The sequence below is a fragment of the Paraburkholderia sp. RL17-373-BIF-A genome (assembly GCF_046030175.1).
Lineage (GTDB): Bacteria > Pseudomonadota > Gammaproteobacteria > Burkholderiales > Burkholderiaceae > Paraburkholderia.
Genome location: NZ_JARESO010000009.1, coordinates 82,819 through 98,903, shown reverse-complemented (window position 1 = coordinate 98,903; position 16,085 = coordinate 82,819). Strand labels below are relative to the sequence as shown.

Sequence of the window (16,085 nt, the reverse complement as noted above, 5' to 3'; positions counted from 1 at the left end):
GACGGTCAACGGTATCGGGCGAAGGGGCGTGGTGTATTGAAGGAAATTGCTATGGCGGGCCCGTATCGTTGCGATTCCGGGCCTCGTCGCCTTAGCGATGGGTGATGCGGCACCACTGATAAGGGAAGACGCCTTGGCCGACATAGGCTCTGTAAGTGGTGCAGGAGCCGGCGTCGATGGCGAAACCATGCCGCTCTAACGCGGGTCGCGCCTGTTCGATCAATTGGGCATTCTCGCCGGCCACATCGCGCACATCATCCTGCCGGATGTCGAGCCGGCACACGCGCTTGTCGGTAGCGTTGGGCGTCCATCGCAGGCTCGCGTGAAGGTGCAGGCGATCAAGCGCAGCTTGCATCGCGTTGCAGCCCTTCACGCCTTCCGTTAGGCCGAGAGCGTCTGCGATCTGATCCATCTTCGCTACGTTGTCGACGCGCCAGTTGTAGCGGCCTTCGATGATCGCGTATGTAGGACCAGCGCGAGAACGCACGATGTCCGCTATGTGCTGATCGAACTGAGGAGAGAACGGAAAGCTGCCGTCGATCTGCGTGAACGCGACCGACGCGGGAAAGAACTGCACGATCCAACCCCAAGGCGGATTCCCGCCGACGATAACCGCCGTCGTGTTCTGCGGACTGTCGAGCGCGGGCACGTCGGCACGGTAGCCCGCCCTTGCCCAGTGTTCGTGCCCCCATGTCTCGACACCGCCGGCCACGACAGCCAACGTCGTGACACTAAGCAACCATGCGGCCGCCCGCCGCGCGGTCAGATACGGCAAGAGCCGATTGAGCAGCAGATACGCGACGAGCGGAGTCAGCGTTTCGATCGGAACGACGTAGCGGTAGATGCTGAAAACGATCATCCACAGGAAGTAGCCCAACGCCACGAAGGTGATGACGTAGACCGCTCGCAGATTCAATCGGCGCGATGGGACCCGTCTGCGCACCAGTTCCGCGAACCGGGTAGCGGCAAGCATCCAGAACAGCACGTACACGATCGGCCAGATGATCTGATGCAGGCGCGCTTGTCCGACGCGCTTCGAATCGAGCGCAAATATGAACGGCCAAAGAACGTATTCGAGCGCGCTTTTCGGCAGCCACGATTGGTCTGCGACGCCGCTTGGCGGAGTGAGCGGATTGGGGAAGATCGAGCTGAACTGCGGAAAGAACGGGTTGCCGAACGTGTGCCACATCACGGCCATCCAGTAACCGCTCGCAGCAAGCAAGCCGGCGAGCGCGCCAACACCGAACAGGAACGCGGCGCGCACGCGTGCGAACGGACTTTCCGGTAACAGCAGCAGCCCTGCGCACAGGGCGAGAGCAAACGGCGCATTGGTCAGCTTGAGTCCCATGCCCAGGCCGACGATGAGCCCCGCGCCGACCAGAGCCGCGGCGGCCGCAGCCGACCACGTCGTCAACCTGTCCCACAGATGCAGGATGAGCAACAGTGAGGCGAGCACGAATAGCGTGGTCGTGTCGTCGCCCATGGAATTGCCCAAACCGGAGAGAAAGTTCGCCGTCAGGATGCCCGCCGCGGCAAGCAGCAAAGGCGTGCGGTTCGCATCTTCGGGCGCGAGCTCCGGCAGCGTTCGCCGGATGATCGACAGCAGCAGCACGAAATTGAGGCCGTGCAGCGCGCCCATGATGAAGCCCGCCAGCAGCGCGGGAAAAGCCCGATTCAACGCGTAGTAGAAGACATCGAGCATCGGATTGAAGTAGGTCTGCATACCGGCCGCCGCGAAGTCGGTATGCAGCTTGTCGTTCAGGAACGCGAAGCCGTTGTACTGGTGGTAGTTGAAGCCGTCCCAATTGCGGTCCTGGCCGAGAAAAAGCGACCACAGGCCGAATAGGATCGGCACCCACACGCGCGCGGCGGCTGTCAGGCGAGGGTCGTTGAGATTCCATGACAAAGCCCGCCGCCAGAGTGAGCGGGAGCGGGCAGGACGGTCGGTTGTGTTCATGTTTTTATCGTTGCTTGAGAAGCCAAAGCGCTGCGCCGATCGAGTTGATGGCGATGCCAGCCGACACGATATCGGAAGCCGGCTGCGTAAGGGGCGGCCTAAACAGTGCCTGCTTGGCGCCCAGAACGCAAAAAGCCCGGTCACAAGGACCGGGCTTTTTGCTTTGAATCTTTGGTGGGGCGTGAGTGACTCGAACACTCGACCTACGGATTAAGAGTCCGGGTCAATAGCCTGTAAGATCAAGATACTAGTACCGATTTCTGCACCGCAAAACTCGGCCCAAGTGACAGAAGAATGTCTTGATGAGCGCGGCGGTGGCGAGTTTTGCGGAGCAAGTTTTTGCTGGGTGACGCAGCCTAAAGGTTCACGGCTGGAGGCCGATAAGTGACTAGCCGATCTGTTTGTGCGGTGATTGCTTAAAAGTCAACTTGGCTAAGGACCTGAAAATGAACTTGAATTTGATTGTGGGTGGTGCGTTGTTGGCAGTTTCAGGCGCCGCCTCATGCGCAACTATTGCTGAGGGCGTATCGGCGCAGTTTGTTTCGCAAGACGGAGCGATCGCCCTGAGCGTTCGCAATACGCGTGCTGATGCTCCGGTTCGCATTGGTCGGGTTTCGCTGTTGTTGCCGCAGCACGCGGGGGAGAAGACGAGTGACGTTGCCTATCAAACCGTTTTCGATGTCGACGTCGCGCCGGGCAAGTCGGCGGTTGTTCGGCTGTTGCCGGTCTCGCAGCTGGTGACTTCGATGCAGGGTCACGGGGATGCGCCGGCTAAAGGCTACGCGCAGGTTTTCGTGGACAACGCGCCTGGCAACTGTGATGCATGCGCTGGGTTGAAGTCATATGCATACGATTCGGTCGGATTTGGGGCACAAACGGTCGTTGGTCTCAACGGAAATCAAACGACTGCGACCACGTTGTTTGGTGGTTATCTTGTTTTTGTGAAGTAATAGAGCGAGGCCGAGCCCCTTCTATTAGCGGGGTTTCGCCTATAGGCTATGAGGCCTCGCAGGAGGGTTGAATGAACGGTGATGTCTTGCACCCTGGTCCGACGGGGAGCGCTAACGGTTCTGCGGGTCCAGCTGAGGAGAGGGCGGGAGAAGATCGTCTTCGAAGGGAGAGGGCCGTAACTTTCGCGCGTGCGTCGGTCGAGCTGGAGGGGTTTTCTATTGGAGCCGAGGCTGAGCAAGATGCTGCCCTATTCATTAGCGGCGAGATTGACCTGGGCGAATTCATAAGGCGTGGCAAGGCACGGGCTGCGTTTTAGCTTGGTCGCGAGTTTGCTAAGTTCGGACGCGGCTTCCGCCGCGTCCGCCCACGTTTATCCAATCGTCATAGCTCTTCGCTTGCGTAGCGCGCTGACTGTCTTGGCGATCTGCGTCGAGCGTTCTTTCTGTTCCTGTTGATTCTTCATATGCTGTTGTGCGCGCAGCTCTTCTTCAGCGCGTGCGAACGCAACTTTCCATTGTTTGCTGACCGGCCGATCCAGTTCGGAAAGGTCGACGAGATCCGTTGGTTTGTTATGGCGGGTGGTCTTCAATAGCCCCTTTTCCCGCATATAGTCTTCTACCTGTTGTTGCCATGTGAATTCCTCCAGCGCGGAGAGGTCGAGTGTCGCGTGGCTGTGCCTTTTCAGTTTGGTTGCTTCGATCTGATATTGAAAATATTCGGTCGCGACCTTTCTTTCGACGCTCTCATCTTCCATCAAGCGTGGTCCGGCTTCCGGCGGCGCCACGTGTCCACTGTCGGGATCTGTAATTCCGGTGACCAGCCAAAATGCGTATTGCGGCCACTGTCGTGACAGGGCCTCGAGCATCTGCGCAGACGGATAGGTGTTACGCGTCCAAAAAGTCCGCCAAGTGCCTGCGGAAATCCCGCCAATCTGCTCCAAATCCTTAAAGCGTCGCGACGGCGGCACTGCATGTTCTATCAGTGCCCGCGTTCGTGCCTGAATGTCCAAATTGTCAGTTGACATGAAGCCTCTCGGGTCGGTATATTCATTTGGCGCGTGTCAAATGACGCGCGTAGAGTCGGTTCAAATGACACTATACGTTAGCGAGCGTCAGTTGAAGCGATTCTACAACCGAGTTCCGTGATTGCCGCTACTTGCGGTTCCTTGTCGCCCTAGGAGGCTGTATGTCTAAGCAAAAGCTCACAATCATCGCAATCAATGTCCGTACCGGTACGTCGCAGAAGACTGGTCGCGCGTACACGCTTCACGAAGCTCAATGCATTCTTGAGCAGTCGAAAGAAGGCGTCTCGAATGTGGTGGTCGGTGTCATCAATCTTCCAGACGCTCTGGCTAAGGAAGCATCGCCTGGGGATTTCCTCGCGGAATTCGCGCTAGAGCAGGGATACGGGCAAGACGCGGGGCGGCTTGTTCCCCGCATCACGTCGTTGGTTCCGCACGGTAACCTCCGAGCTCAGCCTAAAGCAGACGCAAAGGCGGCGTAGTTGCCATGTCTGCAGGCGTCGTAGCGAACGTCGTCGTCTGTTATCCCGTTTCATCGACGGAGCAAGCGACTAGCGTTGATCAGCAGGTGTGTCCTGCAACGAATGGGCAGACCTTCCGACTTCAAATTCAACAGGCTTACGTACTTGCACCTGAAAGTGCGGGGTACATCGACTCGATAGCTCAGCCGTTTGACTACACGGCGGCGGCTGGGTTTTGGGGGTTGGCATTCACCACCATCATTTCTCTTTGGTTGGTGAGCCATGGCGCAGGCGCGATAGTTAATTTCTTAAGACGCGCCTGATTTCGTTCGCGGGTGAGACCGCTTTAAAAGGCAATCCAATATGAAAGCAAAACTGCAACAACTCAAGAAGGTCGCGGTGCGTTCGGCGCTGATGGGCGTTGGTGCTGCCGCTACGCAGGCGCACGCTGCGGGCACGGACTTTTCGACGCTGACGAGCGGTATCGACTTCTCGACGGTCACGACCGGCATTCTGGCGGTTGCGGCCACGCTCATCACGGTCTATGTCGCCATCAAGGGCGCGAAGATTCTGATGGGCATGGTGCGCGGGGGCTAAGCGGCTCGCCGGGGCGTTGCGTGCGGGGGCTGCGGCCCCCGTTTTGGTTTACGGAGGGCGTGTGGACGCGAATAGCGCTTGGTATCTCGTGATGTTCATTTTCGGCATGGTGTGCGCGTGGTCCGTGATTGTCGGTTTCAAGGAGTCGTGATGCGGATCAGGAATGCGGTCTTGTTTGTTGCGTTGAGCTGTGTGCTCGGCGTGCAGGTCGCTCATGCGCAGGCGTTGCTTGCGCCGGTCGAGAACCTTGTGATCAATCGGGCGGAGGCGGCCATCATCACGCGCGTGGCGATAGCGCGAGGATTCGCGGCCAATGATCCGCGTATTGCTGCGACCTTGACCGGCATGGGTCAAGTCTCGACGGCGTTGAATGTCGTTTCGACGGGGGCTGCTGTGGGGCTTGGATTCGCTGGTGCGCCGGTGTGGCTGACGATTGCTGCAGGTGTGGGAATTCTGGCTGCGGGGTCGGCGTTGTATGCAGGTGGCGTGTCGCTTTCGCGGTCGGCCGATGGCAAGACGATTACTGCCAGTCAACCCGCGCCGGCGCTGCCGATCTATACGGGCACGCCGTATCAGGCGACGCCTCCGGCTGCGGGCAACATGCAGTTGCCGGTGAATTACGGCGCGACGGCGTTGGGCATGCAGGCGTATCGCACGAGCTCGTGTCTGTCCACGGATGCAACGTGTGCCAATTTGCCTTCGCTGCCCGATCTGACAACTAGCGGCCTGAATTTCGTGCGCAATTTTGGCTCCACGGCGCTGGTCGCTGGGACGTTGGCCGCGGTGCAGTCCTACGATCTGTATGAGCAGCAGTACAACTGTAATGGCGGGAGTACGGCTGGGCCGTCGATGATTAGTTCCTGTTCCGCTGTTAGAAGTGTGACTGTAGCGTTTGTTCCTAACGCCGACGGCACGTCACAGACTTTAATGGAGACGCGGTCGATAACACACATGGAGTATGACTCTGCGACCGGAAATTACGATACGCCGGTGACGCTGACGGGGAGTCAGCCCGTGACGTGGTGGTCGGTCGGTCCGGGGATGACGCCGGTAACTGGCACTGACCTGTCGCAGATTTACCCGAAGCTTTCCGCGGCGTCACTTAAGCAGCCCGTTGATCCGATGACGTTGGCTCAGCTTGCTAACCAGACGTGGCAGCAGGCCGCTAACCAACCCGGGTATCAGGGCCTGCCCTATTCGGTAACGCAGCCTATCGGATACGGTGACGTGCAGCCGTGGGCTTCCGCGAATCCTTCTTCTATGCCTAATGTTGGAGACCTGTTCACGCCAGCGAGCGATCCGGGTACATCGACGGTGTCGATTGATCCTGTGGTGCAGCCGGGGCAGACGTCCAGTACGAATCCGGCGAGTAGTACAACGGCGACAGGTAACGATGTGAACGTGGTGAACACGCCGAATGTGAACGTGGTGAACAAGGTGTCGGTTGATCTCGGTTTAGATCCCGGCGTGGGTTCCCCGTCGCTTGAAGCGACACCGACTATTTCGATGATTCTTACGCCTCTGGTGAACCTGCTGCCCGATCTGAAGCACTGGGCTGTGCCAGCTCACGGCGCGGCGTGTCCGGAGCCGTCGTTCTCGGTGCTGGGGCATTCGTTCACGCTGACGGCGCAGTGCGACCTTGCCGAGTCCAACCGTACGGCCATCTACTCCGCGTTCGCTGCCGTGTTCACGATCGCGGCGCTGTTCATTGTGTTGCGCGCTTAAGAGGCATCATGTTTGCGATTCTCGTCTCTGCGGCCAATGTCGCGCTTGGCTTTCTGCTGCGCTCGGTGGTCGCGAAGTTCTTCCTGTATTTCGCGCTGTATTTCTTCGTTACTGAGGCGGTGTCGTTCCTGCAGTCGTCCGGCGTGCTTCCTTCTGCCGCTTCGCTGGCCGGGGCGTTTGGTGCGATCGGCAACGACGTTTGGTATTTCCTCGACCTCTGTGCGTTCAGCTACGGCAGCGCCGCTGCTGGTGTCGGCCTATGTGACGCGTTTCATCATCCGGCGACTGCCGATCATTGGGTGACGCGATGGCGATCAATGCGTATTGCGGCGTGATGGGCTCGGGCAAGTCGTATGAGGTCGTGCAGGGTCCGCTGCTCGACGCGATTGCCAGCGGGCGGCGGGTCGTGACGAACGTGGACGGCATCAACGAGGAGCGGATCCACGAGTTTTTGATCGGCAAGGGGCGCGGCGACGGCTCGCATTTCGGCGCGGTGGTGCACGTGCGTACCGACGACATCAACGAGCCTGCATTTTTTCCAATTGAGCATGAGTCGGCGGAAGGGGCGACCGTGACGCCGGGGTTTGTTCGGCCGGGCGATTTGCTGGTGGTCGATGAGGCGTGGAAGCTGTGGGCATCGGACAAGAAAATTTCCGGCGAGCATATGGCGTTCTTTCGCATGCACCGACATTTCACGCACGCCGAGACCGGCGTGGCTTGCGACGTGGTGCTGATGGTGCAGGACATTGGCGACCTGCACCGCAAGGTCAAGCCGGTCGTGGAGCTGTCGTTCCGGATGCACAAGCTCAAGTCTCTGGGGCTGTCGTCCGGTTACCGCGTCGAGCAGTACGAGGGCTGGAAGCAGAACGGCAAGACGCGAGTCGGCACCTACGTGCGCAAGTACAGCAAGGAGATTTTCCCGCTGTACAAGAGCTATGCGGGTGTCGGCGGCAAGGAGGCCGTGGTCGACAAGCGGCAGAACATCTTGCGCAACAAGCGTTTGTGGCTGATCGCGACGTTGCTGGTGGTGATGCCGGTGGTGTCGGTGCGGTTCCTGTGGTCGTTCTTTCATCGGCCCGCGCATGGCACCACGGCGGCGGCTGCGGCACCTCAGGCGGCTTCGTCGGCTGCGCCGGGTGCAGTGGGGGCGGCGGTGGTTTCCGGGGGCGTTGGGGGCGGTTCTAAGCCGTCGTTTTCGGAAAATTGGCGCATCGTTGGGAGCTACAGTGGTCCGGGCCGTGCGTGGGTGGTGGTGGCCGATAGCGCGGGGCGGTTGCGTATGGAAAGCCCGTCGATGTTCCAGAACACTGGCGTGGTGCGGGTTGGCACGATCGACGGCGAGCCGGTTTCGACCTTCTCCGGCGCGAAGCCTGCGGTCGGTGGCGGCGGTGGGGCGGCTGGTGCCGGTCTTGGTACGGTGGCGAAATGAGGCGGCTTGCGGTTGTGCTGGTGCTCGCGGCCGGCGTCGCGATGGGGGCTGAGCCTGCGCCGGTGTCGATGCCACCGATCCCGCCGTTGCCGTCCGTCGTTGGTATGCCGAGCGGTATTGGTCCGGGTCCGCTGGCTGCGCCGCCGATGGTGCCGTTGAAGATGGGCAATGCAAAATCGGTCGATCTGCGCTTCGTCAACGTCGCGCAGGTGATCGACCTGGTGTATGCGGACATGCTCCAGTCGCAGTACGTGATTGCGCCGGAGGTGCTGGCCGACACGCGCACGGTGTCCTTCCGCTTCGACCGTGCCAAGGGCGACATCCGCGACTTGCTGGGGGAATTTCTGTCGTCGCTGGGGTTCGGCGTGGTGACGAAGAAGGGCGTCGATTACGTGTTCAAGCGCAAGGACGACGACAAGGCTGAGCCGGACAAGCAGGCGTTCGTGTATACACCCAGGTATCGGACCGCTGATTATCTGGCGCGGTTGGTGCAACCGCTGTTTAACGGTCAGTTCACGATGAACCGTACCGTGCCTGCTGGGGCGGGGTCCCGTGCGCGTGCCGATGCGCCGCCTACTTCGGCGGCGGCGGTGGTCGATCAGTCGTCGGACACGATGGTGTTTCTCGGGTCGGCCAAGGAGATTTCGATGCTCAAGTCGGTTCTGCCGCAGGTGGACACGAAGACGGGCGAGGTGGCGATCCGGGCGTGGGTGTATGAGGTGTCGACGGAGGACGACCGGACGACGGGTTTCCAGCTCGCGGCGAGCATTCTGGGCGGGAGGCTAGGGATCTCGCTTGGCGCTGGCACGGTGGACGATAACGCGAACGCTCTGCGCCTGCATACGGGTTTCCTTGACGCTGCGATTGCAGCGCTCGACTCGGACAGCCGCTTTCACGTCGTCACGTCGCCCAACCTGAGGGTGGCATCCGGCAAGCATGGGCGGCTCAACGTCGGTCAGTCGGTGCCGGTGATCGACTCGGTGTCGTATCCGAACTCGAGCGCGGCCCCGGTGCAGTCGGTGACATACCAAGATGCCGGGGTGATTTTCGACGTGCAGCCGACCGTCAAGGAAGACGTGATCGACACCGATGTGACGGTCGAGATTTCAGACTTCCAGAAGACCAGCACGGGCGTGAATAACTCGCCGACGAAGAACACGCGCAAGTCGGAGACCAGCATGACGCTGCGCGACGGTGAGGTGGTGGTGATGGGTGGTTTGAGTCAGGGCAAGGATTCGTTGGTGACGAGTGGAATTCGATGGTTGCCGTCGTTTATGGATGGAGTCTTAAAGGGCGCCACCAGGTCGGACATTGTGTTGGTGTTGCAGGTTCAGAAGATCTGATAGAGAGCGACCGCTGGCGCCGGGGTCAAGGCTCGCGAGAGCGACCCGAAGGGCTTGGCCTTGACGTCGGCTACACCACCCAACGCTCAGTCATGGGCCGAACCGTCCACAGGACGGCTCGGCCCATGACGACCGCAAAGCGGATTGCATGGAGGTCTGAATGTACCTGACGAAGCGATTAAGGAGTGGGCGCCGGATACGGGTAATGGTCGGGCGCGTGCCGGCTCGGCTGTCGCACTCGGGTGGGCTTTTGCTGTTCACGCCACGACTGGCACGTGCGATGGGTTTTGGGAGCCGAGTGCGCATTGGTCTTTCGGCGTCCGGCGAGGTATGGGTAGCCGGTTGGAGGGAGTCGCGGGCGCGCGGCCGACTGCCCGCAGCGGGAGCGAGGACAGCCGGGCGCGCGAAGCGCGCCTAGATTTATATCAGGGACACTTAACGTACGGGGTTGATATGGGTCTGGAAATGGATGGCGATATTGAGGCGTTGTTCCGGCAATTCAGCACTGTTGCACACGCTCGCCGCTGCGTGTCAGTTGCGACGCTGAGCGTTGATTCGGAGGTGGTAGGCGCGGTTGAGTTCGAAGATTGCGTGCGGCGATTTCTTTCTCGCGTTGGTTTCGATGTCAAACGGGAAGCGTTCACGGTTTGTGCACAGTCGAGTGGAGAGCGGTTCGTGTGGGTCGCGCTGACGGGAGTGCCTCGCAAACGATGGGTGAGCGAAGTTCGTCAGTGGCTACCGCTGGAAAATAACTATCGTGTCGCCGAGTTCGGGCTTCCGTTGGGAATTTGAGACGTAAAAAAAGCCTCGACCGCTGCAACGGTTCGAGGCTTGTACAACAGCATTACAAGGGCTATTTGCAATGCACGAAGAAATTGTAGGCGATTTTTCGGCCTTTCGGCGCGAATGGATAGTGCGTGGTCGGAATTTCGGTGATGGACAAGTCGAAGTCACGGCCACCCGATCTGATCGTTACATGGGGGCGCAACGACTGAGCACCCTGCCGCGGGCAAAACGTGGTGAGTCCGAAAACACCGAGGACAATTTGATGGATGCAGCGCGTCGCGCGAAACAGCAGGTTCGCCTCCGCTGTAAAGCAATTGCCGCTGATCGGATGATCACGTTGACGTATCGGGAGAACATGATCGACAAAGCGCGGTTGAAGAAGGATTTTGACGCGCTGCGTCGTCGGCTCGGGAGGGTTCAAGACTTTCAATATGTTGCAGTAGCAGAACGTCAGAAGCGTGGCGCTTGGCATCTTCATGTAGCGGTGAATGGTCGTCAAAACTATCGCGTGCTTCGATCAATTTGGCGAAGCATCGTAGGCGAGAACAACGGGAATATCGACGTTCGCAATCCCTTTCGTGAAAGAGGACTGCGTCACAAGCTTGCCGCATATCTAGCTAAGTACATTACAAAGGATTTCGCAGAACATGCCTTGAATGAAAAGCGCTACTGGACCAGTCGAGGGGTAAGTGTGCCGGACCTGCACCCAATTGCGCATCTGCTTCACAACGATCCGGTCGGGGCCATCAAGCAGGCGTTCGACGCGGCGCTCAAAGTAGGAGCAACCCTTGAGCGCTGCCAGACATATTGGAACGAAGAGCTCGGATGTTTTTGGCTGTCAACGCGTGAAAACTGAGATCGTCAAATGTTTCTTTCCACACAAGAATTAGTACAACTTACGGGCAGAAAGGTGAAGAAAAAACAGATTGAGGCATTGCGTCGTATGGGGCTGCCGTTTTTTGTGAACGCTTTGGGGCGTCCCGTCGTGGCGCGGGCGGCGGTTGAGGGTAGCAGGCAGGGTACCAGCGAGCGAGTGGTGCGCGCTTCATGGCAACCGCGTGTCGTGGCGAATTGATATGGGGCGGCGTCCTTGGAAGAACGCAAATTTGCCGCCGGGTATGCGCGCGAGGAAGCAGCGGAGCGGTGTTGTTTACTACTACGCCGACGTAGGCGGCACACCACGACGCGAGGTGCCTCTGGGGTCAGATTTTGTGGAGGCTGTCCGGAAGTGGGGTGATCTGGAAGCGCAGACACATAATCGACACGTGGAGTTGGTTACATTCCGCTATGTCGCGGAGCGTTATGTTCGTCAAGTGTTACCGACAAAGGCCCGGCGTACGCAGCGGGACAATTTGACAGAACTTGAGAGCCTTTATAAGTTTTTTGATGATCCGCCGGCACAACTTAGCGAGATTAGACCGGTGCACGTAAAGCAATATCTCGCGTGGCGTGCGGAGGTGGCAAGGCAGTGGTTTGTGGAGCGCGGTAGAGCGGTACCTTTGCGCCCAGGGCACGTTCGTGCAAATCGCGAAATTGCCTTGTTTTCACATATCTTCAACTTTGCCCGTGAACATGGCATTACCGATGCCGTGAATCCGTGTGTTGGCGTGAAGCGGAATAAGGAAACGGGTCGATCTGTCTATGTTGAGGATGATCTGTTCAGACGTGTTTGGGACGCGGCAGACCAGCCAACGCGTGATGCGATGGATCTGGCGTATCTCACAGGTCAACGACCAGCGGATACGCTGAAGTTTGCGGAGAGTGACATTAGAGGCGGTGAGCTTTGGGTAGAACAGGGTAAGCGTGGTAAAAGGCTTCGAATCTCAGTGATAGGTGAGCTGGCAAAGGTAATCGAGCGAATTCGTAAGCGTAAGGCGACCTGTGGTTCGGGGACTGATGCGTTAGTTGTCAATGAAAGCGGCGGGCGTCTTATGCGCGATGCCCTTAGATTCAGATTCGACCGGGCGCGGGTCGCGGCTGGCGTACAAAAGGACTTGTTTCAGTTTCGTGATCTGCGGGCTAAAGCCGGGACCGATAAGACAGAATCGACCGGAGACATTCGAGCTGCGCAGAGGCAGTTGGGTCACAGGTCGCTGAACATGACCGAGCATTACGTTCGTGAGCGCAAAGGGGACAAGGTTGAGCCGACGCGCTGAAGCTTAGATATTTTCACGCATGCACTGACGCCGAATCCATGATTTGGGCTCACCGTAGCGGGCTGCGGTGATATTGACTGGCGAAAAAGCATAATGCTCGTTTCGCCAGCCGGGGCTCATTGCGTTAAATTTCACTGTCCATCTGCCGGTCTTCTCGCTTTTTGTGCAAGTCGTTTATAAACATGATATTTGCGACTACAACAGAAAATATTGACTCTACCTGTATCCAAGACATCAAAGTAATCCCAGCTAACGCAGTGGCCTTGAAGATTGGCGCATGGACGGTATAAAACTGTGTATGAGAAAAAATTACTTTTGCCAGGTAAAGCGACAGCACAAATATAATAGTGAGCCCGGATTTCAGTACGCTTGCCACTATCTGCTCGAGACGTTTCGTCTCGGAAAGAGTCTCAGAGAAATCGGCGACCTTGACCGTTTCTTGATCGACAATTCTCTTCAGGGCATTTGGATACAAGAACGCAATCCAAATGCCCATAATGGTAAAAACCATTCCCGCAGCGGCCAACAAGGAGTCGGTGTAATTTTTAAGATCGGATAAACTATACGAAACGTTAAAATAAAGATAGGTGCATTCAAACACGACTAAAAGCACTGCGTAAATCAGTAGCCTCATCGTCATGTTAGGTTCCGGTCCTCGTCGTTGCCACGATGGCATGCCCCCCAATCTGTGGCGCTAGAAAGTTGGTCCGTTTCTTTGCAATGGCCTCGCACAAATCAACCGCCGTTACAATCTGATCCTTCGGGATATCGTAGGCGATGGAATTAGTCAGTCTGTATCGATCGACCCAAATTGTTTTATTATCTGAAGTGAGAAATCCGACGTTATCCCATTCCGCTGGGCTTCGATTTTCGCGGGCGTAACCTTCGATGATTTTTTTGACTTCGGCTGCGGTGGGGCGTGCTTGTGCCTTTATTTCGATTTCGCGAGTCTTGGAGTTGGGGGCCGGTTTGAGGTGAGGAAAAGTGTTGAACAATTTAACCCACATCGCGCGTTCATCAGCTGTCTTGAGCGTGATCGTTTCTCGCTTAATAACATGAGTGATATTGGATGCCAACGCCGTCATCGCGGCATTTGCAGTATTCTCAGTCTTGAGCGACACGTCGAACAGATATCGGTATCGGAAATCACCGCCTACCGTGCCGTCAGCAAAGGAGAGACGAGTCTGGCCACTGGCAGTGTATTCTTTTTTCTTATTGCCGTGATCAACGCGATTTGTGACCGCCTCGGTGATCCAGTCCTGGAACAGCTGGGAGTCACACACTGAGTTTTCAAACTTAATTGAAACAACCAACTCTTCCGACGGAACAATCCAGTAGTACATCGGATGCCCCCAGATCACCTTCTTGCCCTTGAACTTGGCATCTTGCGTAACAACATTGCCTTCGCCGGTTTTTGCATCCTCGGGAGCGCCAAGGAGATTTCCGCTGCCCGAGGATTCAGACTTCCATAGAACAACCAGAATGTCGCCGGTGATTTCGGAAGTGTAGATGTCTTTGCAATAGCACTTCGGCTTACCGGATCGTGCATTTGCGTTCCACGGCAGCGTATCGCTAAGCGGTTTGCCCCGAACCCAGTTGGTGATCGCCTCGAAAGTTTCCGCGAGGTCGAGGCCTTGGGGCTTCGGGGATGTCTGACGGTACAGCCCGCACTTGTTCACGGTGAAGTAGTTCATGTGGCCCGTAATGATCATATCTGCCTTCGTTTGGTATCGTTCGTCGGAGGTCGGCTAATTTTGAGATAGAAATCTCGTGTGAAGAATAACCGACGAATGCACTTTTTCCGAGAACTGTCCGCGGTTGCGGTGCAACGGAACGATTGAGCGAAGAGCACGACTGGTCAGTCGCAGGAGGGGGTGTGTAGTCTGATCGCCGCTGTCTCGCGACGCCGCAAAGAAAGCTTTGCGGAGCAACCGCTTATTTGCGGTGCAAGAAAAAAGGCTTAGCGTGCGCTAAGCCTTTGAATTCTTTGGTGGGGCGTGAGTGACTCGAACACTCGACCTACGGATTAAGAGTCCGCTGCTCTACCAACTGAGCTAACGCCCCCAACAGAAGCGAAATTATGCAGTAACTTTTTTGGCTTGCCAAGTCCCTTTAGCAGATTTCTTAAAAATATTTGCATCCGCGGCCCCGAGGCATTCCTCGACGGACGCGTTGTCGTGAAAAAGGCGCTGCCTGCATCGTGCCGGTATCATGTCGCGGACACCTTGCCGCACGAAGCCTCGCGCGGCTTTCGACCGGGGATTGCCATGGATGACAAAGAGATTATCGAGTTGCTCGACCGCATCCTCGCACCATGGGTCCGTGCGCTCACGCTGACGCCGGTCAAGGTCGATGAGGAGGGCGCCACGCTGCGTCTGCCGTTCTCGGGCGGGCTGCGTCATGCGGGCGGTGTGATCTGCGGCCAGGTATTCATGGCCGCGGCGGACACGGCCATGATCGTCGCCATTTCAGCCGCGCTCGGCGGTTTCAAACCGATGACCACCGTCTCGCTCAACATCAATTTCATGCGCGCGGTGCGCAAGGGCGACGTGCTGATCACCGCCCGCGTGTTGCGCATGGGCCGCAATCTGGTGTTCGGCGAAGTCGAATTATTCGACGAATCCGGCAACATGGCCGTCCACGCCACCACCACCTACGCACTGCTCGACTAAAACCGGCCAAAGAGCCGCATTAGAGGGAAAACCAGGATGTTCGATCAGGTCGTATTCGCCGGCGGTGGCAATCGCTGCTGGTGGCAGGCGGGTTTCTGGGACGTGATCCAGCCGGAATTGCGGATCCGGCCGCGCGTCATCACCGGCATTTCGGCCGGCGCCGCCACCGCGTGCATGCTCTACACGCGCGATTCCGACTGGGTCATGCGCTATTACGAAGACGCGCTGCGCCACAACACCCGCAACGCCTACTGGGGCAATTTGCTGCGCGGCGAGTCGGTGTTTCCGCATTACCGCATCTACCGTCAGGCGCTGCTCGACATCTACGGCGAGAAGTTTTCGACGCTCGCCGACGCGCCGGAAATCCGCATCGGCGTATCGCATCTGCCGCGCTGGCTCGGCGCGCGTAGCGCGGTTGCCGCTGGCTTGATCGCGTACAACATCGAAAAATACGTGCGCAAGACGCTGCATCCGACGCTCGGTCAGACGCTCGGCTTTCACCCGGAATTCGTGCGCGCGCAGGATTGCGCGAGCGTCGAGGATCTGGCGGATCTGATCCTGCAATCATCGAGTACGCCGCCTTTCACGCCGGTTCTGCGGCGCAACGGCCGGCCGGTGCTGGATGGCGGAATGGTCGATAACGTGCCGGTCGGCGCGCTCGATGCCGAGGCGCCGGGCAACGTGCTGGTGATGGTCACGCGCCTCTATCCGCGGCCGCAGATGTTCGTCGTGCCGCACGGCGTACAGCAACGGCTCTATGTGCAGCCGTCGCGCAAAGTGCCGATTTCGAGTTGGGATTACACGAGCCCTTCGCAGATGGTGCACGCGTACAACCTCGGCCGCGCCGATGGCGAGACTTTCCTGGAACGCATGCCCGATCTGCTTGAAGCCGGCGCGCACGAAGCAGCGCGATGAGTTGAGTGGCGGCGGCGCGGATCCAAACGGCGACAACTGCGCCGCACGAATCCGCTCGGCGCTCCGCGCGCC

General features: G+C 58.2%; 18 protein-coding genes and 1 tRNA gene. 14 read left to right on the top strand and 5 right to left on the bottom strand.

Features of this window, described 5'->3' with window-relative positions; genetic code table 11:
• Positions 1-91: 91 nt before the first annotated feature.
• Positions 92-1,957, bottom strand: a complete 1,866-nt coding sequence (locus P0D80_RS13650) for a hypothetical protein (protein ID WP_408284493.1) — start codon at positions 1,955-1,957, stop codon at positions 92-94.
• A 446-nt stretch (positions 1,958-2,403) separates the two neighbouring features.
• Between P0D80_RS13650 and P0D80_RS13645 the strand changes: the two genes are divergently transcribed.
• Both P0D80_RS13645 and P0D80_RS13640 read left to right on the top strand, forming a co-directional pair.
• A complete protein-coding gene (locus P0D80_RS13645; protein WP_408284490.1) occupies positions 2,404-2,907 on the top strand; it encodes a hypothetical protein in 504 nt (167 codons plus the stop codon).
• A gap of 71 nt (positions 2,908-2,978) precedes the next feature.
• Positions 2,979-3,224 (top strand): antitoxin VbhA family protein, encoded by a 246-nt coding sequence (locus P0D80_RS13640; protein WP_408284488.1) that lies wholly within the window; start codon positions 2,979-2,981, stop codon positions 3,222-3,224.
• Positions 3,225-3,278: 54 nt separating this feature from the next.
• Here the strand turns inward: P0D80_RS13640 and P0D80_RS13635 are convergent, their stop codons facing one another.
• Complete coding sequence (locus P0D80_RS13635) at positions 3,279-3,932, bottom strand: hypothetical protein (RefSeq protein WP_408284486.1); 654 nt, start codon at positions 3,930-3,932, stop codon at positions 3,279-3,281.
• Between the two features lie 161 nt (positions 3,933-4,093).
• On the opposite strand from P0D80_RS13635, the gene P0D80_RS13630 reads away from it, so the two are divergent.
• The 10 genes from P0D80_RS13630 to P0D80_RS13585 all read left to right on the top strand — a co-directional run bounded on the left by P0D80_RS13630 (position 4,094) and on the right by P0D80_RS13585 (position 12,426).
• Positions 4,094-4,411: a cellulose synthase gene (locus P0D80_RS13630; RefSeq protein ID WP_408284483.1), complete on the top strand. Its 318-nt coding sequence runs from the start codon at positions 4,094-4,096 to the stop codon at positions 4,409-4,411.
• A gap of 342 nt (positions 4,412-4,753) precedes the next feature.
• Positions 4,754-4,987, top strand: coding sequence for a hypothetical protein (locus P0D80_RS13625; protein ID WP_408284481.1), 234 nt, complete (start codon positions 4,754-4,756; stop codon positions 4,985-4,987).
• 111 nt (positions 4,988-5,098) lie between these two features.
• Complete coding sequence (locus P0D80_RS13620; protein ID WP_408284478.1) at positions 5,099-6,712, top strand: hypothetical protein; 1,614 nt, start codon at positions 5,099-5,101, stop codon at positions 6,710-6,712.
• Between the two features lie 8 nt (positions 6,713-6,720).
• The gene (locus P0D80_RS13615; protein WP_408284476.1) at positions 6,721-7,047 is read left to right on the top strand and encodes a DUF2523 domain-containing protein; all 327 of its coding nucleotides are present in this window, start codon (positions 6,721-6,723) and stop codon (positions 7,045-7,047) included.
• Positions 7,020-8,141, top strand: a complete 1,122-nt coding sequence (locus P0D80_RS13610; RefSeq protein ID WP_408284475.1) for a zonular occludens toxin domain-containing protein — start codon at positions 7,020-7,022, stop codon at positions 8,139-8,141. Before P0D80_RS13615 ends, P0D80_RS13610 begins: the two co-directional genes overlap by 28 nt.
• Positions 8,138-9,484 (top strand): type II secretion system protein GspD, encoded by a 1,347-nt coding sequence (locus P0D80_RS13605; protein WP_408284472.1) that lies wholly within the window; start codon positions 8,138-8,140, stop codon positions 9,482-9,484. Before P0D80_RS13610 ends, P0D80_RS13605 begins: the two co-directional genes overlap by 4 nt.
• Positions 9,485-9,937: 453 nt before the next feature.
• Positions 9,938-10,276 carry a hypothetical protein gene (locus P0D80_RS13600; RefSeq protein ID WP_408284471.1) on the top strand — a complete coding sequence of 113 codons (339 nt, stop codon included), beginning with the start codon at positions 9,938-9,940 and terminating at the stop codon, positions 10,274-10,276.
• Between the two features lie 70 nt (positions 10,277-10,346).
• On the top strand, positions 10,347-11,126 hold the full coding sequence (locus P0D80_RS13595) for a rolling circle replication-associated protein (protein WP_408284468.1): 780 nt from the start codon (positions 10,347-10,349) through the stop codon (positions 11,124-11,126).
• Positions 11,127-11,135: 9 nt separating this feature from the next.
• The gene (locus P0D80_RS13590; RefSeq protein WP_408284466.1) at positions 11,136-11,345 is read left to right on the top strand and encodes a DUF4224 domain-containing protein; all 210 of its coding nucleotides are present in this window, start codon (positions 11,136-11,138) and stop codon (positions 11,343-11,345) included.
• A gap of 1 nt (position 11,346) precedes the next feature.
• A complete protein-coding gene (locus P0D80_RS13585) occupies positions 11,347-12,426 on the top strand; it encodes a tyrosine-type recombinase/integrase (RefSeq protein ID WP_408284463.1) in 1,080 nt (359 codons plus the stop codon).
• 124 nt (positions 12,427-12,550) lie between these two features.
• On the opposite strand, the gene P0D80_RS13580 is transcribed toward P0D80_RS13585, so the two are convergent.
• From P0D80_RS13580 to P0D80_RS13570, 3 genes are all read right to left on the bottom strand, one after another.
• Positions 12,551-13,066 carry a hypothetical protein gene (locus P0D80_RS13580; protein WP_408284461.1) on the bottom strand — a complete coding sequence of 172 codons (516 nt, stop codon included), beginning with the start codon at positions 13,064-13,066 and terminating at the stop codon, positions 12,551-12,553.
• A gap of 1 nt (position 13,067) precedes the next feature.
• Positions 13,068-14,120 (bottom strand): hypothetical protein, encoded by a 1,053-nt coding sequence (locus P0D80_RS13575; RefSeq protein ID WP_408284460.1) that lies wholly within the window; start codon positions 14,118-14,120, stop codon positions 13,068-13,070.
• Between the two features lie 294 nt (positions 14,121-14,414).
• Positions 14,415-14,490, bottom strand: a tRNA-Lys gene (locus P0D80_RS13570).
• Between the two features lie 203 nt (positions 14,491-14,693).
• Between P0D80_RS13570 and P0D80_RS13565 the strand changes: the two genes are divergently transcribed.
• Both P0D80_RS13565 and P0D80_RS13560 read left to right on the top strand, forming a co-directional pair.
• Positions 14,694-15,098, top strand: coding sequence for a PaaI family thioesterase (locus tag P0D80_RS13565; RefSeq protein WP_310813407.1), 405 nt, complete (start codon positions 14,694-14,696; stop codon positions 15,096-15,098).
• Positions 15,099-15,134: 36 nt separating this feature from the next.
• Positions 15,135-16,013, top strand: a complete 879-nt coding sequence (locus P0D80_RS13560) for a patatin-like phospholipase family protein (protein WP_408176259.1) — start codon at positions 15,135-15,137, stop codon at positions 16,011-16,013.
• Positions 16,014-16,085 lie beyond the last annotated feature (72 nt).

What these genes read in the sequence shown, in the direction of transcription:
- P0D80_RS13650 (WP_408284493.1), bottom strand. Translation starts at nt 1,957, where the DNA reads ATGAACACAACCGACCGTCCTGCCCGCTCCCGCTCACTCTGGCGGCGG.
- P0D80_RS13645 (WP_408284490.1), top strand. Translation starts at nt 2,404, where the DNA reads ATGAACTTGAATTTGATTGTGGGTGGTGCGTTGTTGGCAGTTTCAGGC.
- P0D80_RS13640 (WP_408284488.1), top strand. Translation starts at nt 2,979, where the DNA reads ATGAACGGTGATGTCTTGCACCCTGGTCCGACGGGGAGCGCTAACGGT.
- P0D80_RS13635 (WP_408284486.1), bottom strand. Translation starts at nt 3,932, where the DNA reads ATGTCAACTGACAATTTGGACATTCAGGCACGAACGCGGGCACTGATA.
- P0D80_RS13630 (WP_408284483.1), top strand. Translation starts at nt 4,094, where the DNA reads ATGTCTAAGCAAAAGCTCACAATCATCGCAATCAATGTCCGTACCGGT.
- P0D80_RS13625 (WP_408284481.1), top strand. Translation starts at nt 4,754, where the DNA reads ATGAAAGCAAAACTGCAACAACTCAAGAAGGTCGCGGTGCGTTCGGCG.
- P0D80_RS13615 (WP_408284476.1), top strand. Translation starts at nt 6,721, where the DNA reads ATGTTTGCGATTCTCGTCTCTGCGGCCAATGTCGCGCTTGGCTTTCTG.
- P0D80_RS13610 (WP_408284475.1), top strand. Translation starts at nt 7,020, where the DNA reads ATGGCGATCAATGCGTATTGCGGCGTGATGGGCTCGGGCAAGTCGTAT.
- P0D80_RS13605 (WP_408284472.1), top strand. Translation starts at nt 8,138, where the DNA reads ATGAGGCGGCTTGCGGTTGTGCTGGTGCTCGCGGCCGGCGTCGCGATG.
- P0D80_RS13600 (WP_408284471.1), top strand. Translation starts at nt 9,938, where the DNA reads ATGGGTCTGGAAATGGATGGCGATATTGAGGCGTTGTTCCGGCAATTC.
- P0D80_RS13595 (WP_408284468.1), top strand. Translation starts at nt 10,347, where the DNA reads ATGCACGAAGAAATTGTAGGCGATTTTTCGGCCTTTCGGCGCGAATGG.
- P0D80_RS13590 (WP_408284466.1), top strand. Translation starts at nt 11,136, where the DNA reads ATGTTTCTTTCCACACAAGAATTAGTACAACTTACGGGCAGAAAGGTG.
- P0D80_RS13585 (WP_408284463.1), top strand. Translation starts at nt 11,347, where the DNA reads ATGGGGCGGCGTCCTTGGAAGAACGCAAATTTGCCGCCGGGTATGCGC.
- P0D80_RS13580 (WP_408284461.1), bottom strand. Translation starts at nt 13,066, where the DNA reads ATGACGATGAGGCTACTGATTTACGCAGTGCTTTTAGTCGTGTTTGAA.
- P0D80_RS13575 (WP_408284460.1), bottom strand. Translation starts at nt 14,120, where the DNA reads ATGAACTACTTCACCGTGAACAAGTGCGGGCTGTACCGTCAGACATCC.
- P0D80_RS13565 (WP_310813407.1), top strand. Translation starts at nt 14,694, where the DNA reads ATGGATGACAAAGAGATTATCGAGTTGCTCGACCGCATCCTCGCACCA.
- P0D80_RS13560 (WP_408176259.1), top strand. Translation starts at nt 15,135, where the DNA reads ATGTTCGATCAGGTCGTATTCGCCGGCGGTGGCAATCGCTGCTGGTGG.